We start from the raw sequence: 5,885 nt of genomic DNA, 5'->3' as shown, positions 1-5,885 counted from the left end.
CCCTCGCGGGGCCGGCCCCGCCATCGACCACGCGCAGGCGCGGGGTGGCCCTGGCCGGCGCGTCCTCGGCTTCGGTCTGGCGGGTGCCCCCGCCGCTCTCGATGGTGCGCAACGCCGCCCGGGCCCGTCCGAGGCGCGACATCAGCGTGCCGATCGGGATGCCGAGGACGTCGGCGGCCTCCTGGTAGGCCAGCCCCTCGATCGTCACGAGGTGCAGGGCCTCGCGCTGCTCCGCCGGCAGCCGGCCGAACGCCTCCCGCACCTGGGCGAGGCGCACATGCCCTTCCTGGGCCGGCGGCGTCGCCTCCTCGACGATGTGGCCGAGAGCGTCGGCGTAGCGCGCTTCGACCTTCCGGCGGCGCTGGTCGTCGATGAAGGCGTTGTGCAGCACCGTCATCAGCCAGGTGCGCAGGTTGGTCCCCGGCCGCAGGGTGCCCTGGCGTTCGAGGGCGCGCACGAGGGTGTCGTGCACGAGGTCGTCGGCCTGCGCGGAATCGCGCGTCAGGGACCGGGCGTAGCGCCGGAGCGGCACCAGGAGGTCGAGGACGTCGGGGCGCTTGCGAAGCATCATAATGGGTGAACGTGTGCCGGGCCCGATCTAATCCCGCTTCCATCCACCCTTGCGTGAAGCGGGTTCACATCCACGTGATCGCCGGTTGCCAAGCCCTCACGCCGGCGCACCGGACTGCCGTCCCCTGCGCCCTCGCGACGGCGTTGTGGGACAGGCCGTCCCCGGCGATCCGGCACACGGTCGGGTAGGGGGCGGTGTCGACGCCGACCATCGCGGTGCCGACCCGGAGGCTGACGAGGCGGAGAGCGGCGTGGCCGATGTCGTCGCGCTGGCCTCAGCGACCGGTTCCGGGTCCCGGACACCGGCGCCTGCCGGGCGAGCCGCATTGGGGCGGCCATGCCGCATTCTCGCCGCATCCGTGACCATGCTCGGCAGAGCTTGGCCGTTCCGGCGGCCAGGCTTGGCTCATGGCCGGCCTGCCTCACCGGCGGGCCCGCCCGACATCCAAGGGAACCCGGAATGCCGCATACCCTCACGGAACGCCGTCGCCGTCTCGAAGCGCAGCTCGCGGACTACGAACGGACGCTCGCGGAGATCCGCTCCTCGGCGGGCCTGGGCGCCAACAGCCGCGCCCTCCAGCTCCAGCATGCCCGCCTGATCTCGCAGGCGCGCACCGATCTCGCATCGCTCGACGCCGAGGAGGCCGACCTCTAAGCAGACCTGCGTTGGCAGGCCAACGCTTCGCCCGCTTGGGGTCTTGTTTCGTCGCAGATTCTTGCCGCCGAACCGGTGTCAACTTCGGCGAAATCTGCTGAGCGGCAGAGCCTGCACCGGTCCCGCGGCATCACGCGGGACCCTCCAGGGCGGCGAGGGCCGCGTCGTAGTAGGTCAGGATATCCTCGGGGTAGACCTGCATCGGGGGAGCGGCGAGCGCGGCCCGCGTCCACCAGCGGTGCTCGGCCAGGACCTCGACCTCGTTCTCCGTCCAGCCGTCGCGGGAGAGGGGATCGATCCCCGCCCGGACCGCGAAGAAGCGCTCCTCGGCCTCGACCCACTCCCCGTCCGACAATTGCATCGTGAAGCGGCACGTGCCGACCTCCGGCGCCGTCTCCGGGCAGGTCAGGCCGGTCTCCTCCCGCAGCTCCCGGATCGCGGCCTCGGAAAAGCTCTCGCCCGGCTCGACGCCGCCGCCCGGCGTCGCCCAGTATTCTTCCCCGGCGAGCGCCCCCGTCCGGAACGCGAAGCGGAACAGGAGCAGCCTGTCCTCGCCGTCGAGGACGAGGAGCCGGGCGGCGGGGCGTTCGCGCATCGCTAGTGGTACGGATCGGCCGCGTCGCGCAGGCCGTCGCCGAGGAAGTTGAAGGCCAGCACCACGATCACCACCGGCAGGATCGGCGCCAGCAGCCAGGGATGGAGCTGCACCGCCGCGAGGTTCTGGGCCTCGTTGAGGAGCACGCCCCAGCTCGTCACCGGCGGACGCAGGCCGAGCCCCAGGAACGACAAAGCCGTCTCGCCGAGGATCATCGAGGGGATCGACAGGGTCGCCGAGGCGATCAGGTGGCTCATGAAGTTCGGAATCAGGTGGCGGGCGATGATCCGCGTCTTCGAGGCCCCCATCAGCTCGGCGGCGCGGACGTAATCCTCCTCGCGCAACGCCAGGAGCTTCGACCGAACGGCGCGGGCGAGGCCCGGCCAGTCGAGGAGCCCGAGGATCAGCGTGATGCCGAAGAAGACCAGGATCGGGCTCCAGTTCGGCGGCAGCGCCGCCGAGAGCGCGAGCCAGAGCGGCAGTTCGGGCAGCGAGCGCAGGATCTCGATCACCCGCTGGATCACGTTGTCGACCCAGCCGCCGAGATAGCCGGCGAGCCCGCCGAAGAAGAGACCGAGGGCGAAGGACACCGCGATGCCGACGAGGCCGACTGTGAGCGAGATCCGGGTCCCCGAGACGATCCGCGAGAGGAGGTCGCGCCCGAGCCGGTCGGTGCCGAGCAGGAACATCGTTCCGTTCTCGGGTGGGCAGACGAGGTGCCAGTCGGTGTCGATCACGCCCCAGAACGCATAGGAATCGCCGCGGCAGACAAAGCGCAGGGGCTGCGCCTTGGTGCGGTCGACCGTGTAGTCGCGGTGGAAGGTCTCGAGGTTGAAGGTGAAGTGGTAGGGATGTGTGTAGGGCCCGACGAAGCGGCCCTCGTGGAACAGATGAACGCTCTGGGGCGGCGCGTACAGATAGTCGCCGTGGCGCTTGGCCGGGTTATAGGGCGCGATCACCTCGACGAAGGGGATCAGGGCGTAGAAGGCGATCAGGATCAGCCCCGCCGCCACCGCCACCCGGTGCTTGCGGAACTTCCACCAGGTCAGGCGCCAGGACGAGGCGCGGTCGACGGCGCTGCTCTCCGCCCCCACCGGCTCGGTGCGGCCCGGATCGAAGGGCGCGGGATCGACGAAGTGGTGCGGCCGGTCGCGTAAGCCGAGGGTCATCGGCCGTCCCCTCCGAGGCGGATGCGCGGATCGAGCCAAGCGAGCAGCAGGTCGGAGACCAGCATGCCGATCACGGTCAGCATCGCCACGAACATCAGGATGAAGCCGGCCAGGAACTGGTCCTGGCTCTTGAGGGCGGCGAGCAGGATCGGCCCGACGGTCGGCAGGCTGAGCACCAGCGACACCAGCACCGAGCCCGAGATCAGGTGCGGGAGAAGGTTGCCGATATCGGCGATGAACGGGTTGAGCGACATCCGGAACGGGTATTTCAGCAGCGCCCGGGTCGGCGGCAGCCCCTTGGCGCGGGCGGTGACGACGTATTGCTTGGCGAGCTCGTCGAGGAGGTTGGCGCGCATCCGCCGGATCATCGCGGCGGTGCCGCCCAACCCGATCACCAGGGTCGGCACGACGAGGTGGGCCATGAGCGAGCGAAGCTTGTCCCAGGTCCAGGGCTGGCCCGCATAGGCACTGTCGTAGAGCCCGCCGATCGACACCCCGAACCAGCGGTTGGCGTAGAACAGCATCACCAGCGCCAGGAGGAAGGACGGGGTGGCGAGCCCGATATAGCCGATGAAGGTCGCCACATAGTCGCCGAGCGAGTATTGCCGCGTCGCCGAGTAGATCGCGATCGGGATCGAGACGAGGTGGACGAAGACCACAACGGCGAGGTTGACGACGAGCGTCAACCAGAGCGCGTCGCCCACCACCTCGCGCACCGGACGGTCATACTCGAACGACCAGCCCCAATTGCCCTGGATCAGGCCGTTGAAGGCGCCCTCGGGGTTGGGCCACAGCCCGATCCAGCGCAGGTACTGCTCCCAGACCGGGCGGTCGAGGCCGTATTGCTGCATCAGGAACTGCGCCTTGGCGACCGACGCCGCCTCGCCCTGCGAGCGCAATTCGGCGATCTGGTTGGTGAGGAAGTCGCCCGGCGGCAGCTTGATGATGACGAAGACGAGGGCCGAGATGACGAGAAGCGTGGCCGCCATGGTGAGGAGGCGGCGGGCGAGATAGCGGATCACCGCGCGGCCTCCTTCGGGCTCGGGCCCCAGTAGAACTCGTCCATGCGGTAGATCCCGATCAGCGCGGTCGGTTTCCAGCTGTAGATTTCCTTGTCGGGCACGTTGAGGAGCCGGGTCTTGGCGACCACCGGCTGCAACGCCCCCGACACGGTGCCGATCACCCACTGGTTCTCGGCCCGGTTCTGCAGCATCTCGCCCCAGATCTTGGCCTGCTCGGTGTTGTCGGCGGTCGCCATCCAGCGGGCGTTGAGGTCGATCAGCACCTTCGCGGCGGGGATGTCGCAGGGCTCGCCTTCCTTGCCCTTGGTCTCGACGTACTGGCCCCATTTCGGCCAGGCATAGGTGTCCTGGTGGACCGGGGCGAGTTCGTCGGGCGACATGTCGGCGGTCGGCATCGCGAGGTCGAGGCCCTGCGCCGCCACCATCACGGCGGCGCCGGAATAGGCGCGGTTGCGCAGGACCGTGCGGTCCTGCGGCTTGACGAACAGCTTGACGCCGACCTCGCGCCAGAATTCCGAGATCAGGGTCAGCCCGTCGGTGAGCATGCTGCTCTCGCCGTCGGTCTCGACCACGATCTCGAGCTCGCGCCCGTCGGGCAGGAGCCGGATGCCGGCGCCGTTGCGCTGCGTCAGCCCGACCTCGTCGAGGAGGCGGGACGCCTCCCCGGGGTCGTAGCCGGCATAGAGGGTGCGGTAGTCGGGCTTGTAGAGGGGGCTGGCCTCCACCACCGTGTCGTTGCCCTCGGTGCCGAGCCCGAACAGCAGGGCGTTGTTGAGGGTCCGCCGGTCGATGGCGAGGGACAGCGCCCGGCGGTAGCGCAGGTCGCGGTTGAGCGCGCGCCAGACCGGGTCGGTCACCGTCAGGTTGGGATAGAGCGCCAGTTCCGAGCCGCGGGCGGTGGGCCAGAGATGGGTGCGGTAGCCCTTGGCGCGCTCGCCCTCCCGCAGGATCGGGATATCCTCCATGTTGAGGCCGCGAAACAACAGGTCGGCCTCGCCGGCATTGGCCTTGGCGGCGAGAAGACCGCCGGCCGCCACGTCCATGTTGACCTTGTCGATGTAGGGGAGTTGCTGCCCGTTGGTGTCGACCCGGTGGTAATAGGGGTTGCGCACGAAGACGAAGCGGGCGGCCGGCGCGGTGTTGGTCACGCGCCAGGGCTGCAGCGTCGGGAGATCCGGGTTGGTCTGCTCGAACATCGCGTCGAGCCGGTTGTGGAGCGCCGCCCAGCCCTTGACCTTGGCCTGCTTCACCAGCGGCTCGATCTCGGCCTTCGGCGTGTACTTGACGTTGAATTTCTTCAGGTAGTGGGCCGGCCGGTAGATGAAGGGATCGCGCGGCGAGGCGAGTTCCGGCAGGAAGCGGGGATTCGGCTTGTCCCAGGTGAAGCGGACGTGGAGCGGATCGACCACCTCGAAGCGCGGCATCGCACCGTCGACCAGCATGAATTCCGGCGGGCCGGACGGGCTCAACTCCTTGTTGAGCGCCACATCCTCCCACCAGTAGCGAAAATCCTCCGCCGTGAAGGGCTGGCCGTCGGACCAGCGGTGGCCGTCGCGGATCGTGAAGGTGAAGACCCTGTCGCCGTCGTTCTCGACCTTTTCGAGGATGTCGGGCTTCAATCCCAGCGTCTCGTCGTAGCCGACGAGGCGGGTGTAGCTGTAGGTCGAGATGTAGCGGATGTCCCGGGCCTTCGAGACCAGGGTGACGATGTCGCCGCCCGGCTTGCCGATCCGGCGGCCGTGGGCGGCGGGATCGACGAGGAGGGGTTGCTTGGGCAGGCGGTCGGAGGTTTCGGCGGCGAGGGCGGGGGAGGCAAGGAGCGCCAGCAGAACCGACAGGACGGCGCCGCACCACCGACCCTCCCCCCTCTGCGG

Annotated in this window: 6 protein-coding genes; 1 reads left to right on the top strand and 5 read right to left on the bottom strand. The window is 69.3% G+C overall.

Annotated features, from left to right (window positions below):
• On the bottom strand, positions 1 to 568 hold a 568-nt coding region (locus QR78_RS30230; protein ID WP_425284305.1), incomplete at its 3' end, for a sigma-70 family RNA polymerase sigma factor.
• Between the two features lie 462 nt (positions 569 to 1,030).
• On the opposite strand from QR78_RS30230, the gene QR78_RS30225 reads away from it, so the two are divergent.
• The gene (locus QR78_RS30225; RefSeq protein WP_048431331.1) at positions 1,031 to 1,225 is read left to right on the top strand and encodes a hypothetical protein; all 195 of its coding nucleotides are present in this window, start codon (positions 1,031 to 1,033) and stop codon (positions 1,223 to 1,225) included.
• Between the two features lie 130 nt (positions 1,226 to 1,355).
• Here the strand turns inward: QR78_RS30225 and QR78_RS30220 are convergent, their stop codons facing one another.
• Genes QR78_RS30220 through QR78_RS30205 form a run of 4 tightly spaced genes read right to left on the bottom strand, consistent with a single transcriptional unit; the run spans position 1,356 to position 5,840 of the window.
• On the bottom strand, positions 1,356 to 1,820 hold the full coding sequence (locus tag QR78_RS30220; protein ID WP_048431330.1) for an NUDIX hydrolase: 465 nt from the start codon (positions 1,818 to 1,820) through the stop codon (positions 1,356 to 1,358).
• Positions 1,821 to 1,822: 2 nt separating this feature from the next.
• Positions 1,823 to 2,989 carry an ABC transporter permease gene (locus QR78_RS30215; protein WP_048431329.1) on the bottom strand — a complete coding sequence of 389 codons (1,167 nt, stop codon included), beginning with the start codon at positions 2,987 to 2,989 and terminating at the stop codon, positions 1,823 to 1,825.
• Positions 2,986 to 4,011, bottom strand: a complete 1,026-nt coding sequence (locus QR78_RS30210) for an ABC transporter permease (protein WP_048431328.1) — start codon at positions 4,009 to 4,011, stop codon at positions 2,986 to 2,988. The genes QR78_RS30215 and QR78_RS30210 overlap by 4 nt, the downstream gene beginning before the upstream one ends.
• Positions 4,008 to 5,840, bottom strand: a complete 1,833-nt coding sequence (locus tag QR78_RS30205) for an ABC transporter substrate-binding protein (protein ID WP_425284306.1) — start codon at positions 5,838 to 5,840, stop codon at positions 4,008 to 4,010. Before QR78_RS30205 ends, QR78_RS30210 begins: the two co-directional genes overlap by 4 nt.
• Between the last annotated feature and the right edge of the window lie 45 nt (positions 5,841 to 5,885).

The sequence above is a fragment of the Methylobacterium indicum genome (genome assembly GCF_001043895.1).
GTDB classification, from domain to species: domain Bacteria; phylum Pseudomonadota; class Alphaproteobacteria; order Rhizobiales; family Beijerinckiaceae; genus Methylobacterium; species Methylobacterium indicum.
This window is presented reverse-complemented; position numbering and strand designations above follow the sequence as displayed.

What these genes read in the sequence shown, in the direction of transcription:
- QR78_RS30220 (WP_048431330.1), bottom strand. Translation starts at nt 1,820, where the DNA reads ATGCGCGAACGCCCCGCCGCCCGGCTCCTCGTCCTCGACGGCGAGGAC.
- QR78_RS30225 (WP_048431331.1), top strand. Translation starts at nt 1,031, where the DNA reads ATGCCGCATACCCTCACGGAACGCCGTCGCCGTCTCGAAGCGCAGCTC.
- QR78_RS30215 (WP_048431329.1), bottom strand. Translation starts at nt 2,989, where the DNA reads ATGACCCTCGGCTTACGCGACCGGCCGCACCACTTCGTCGATCCCGCG.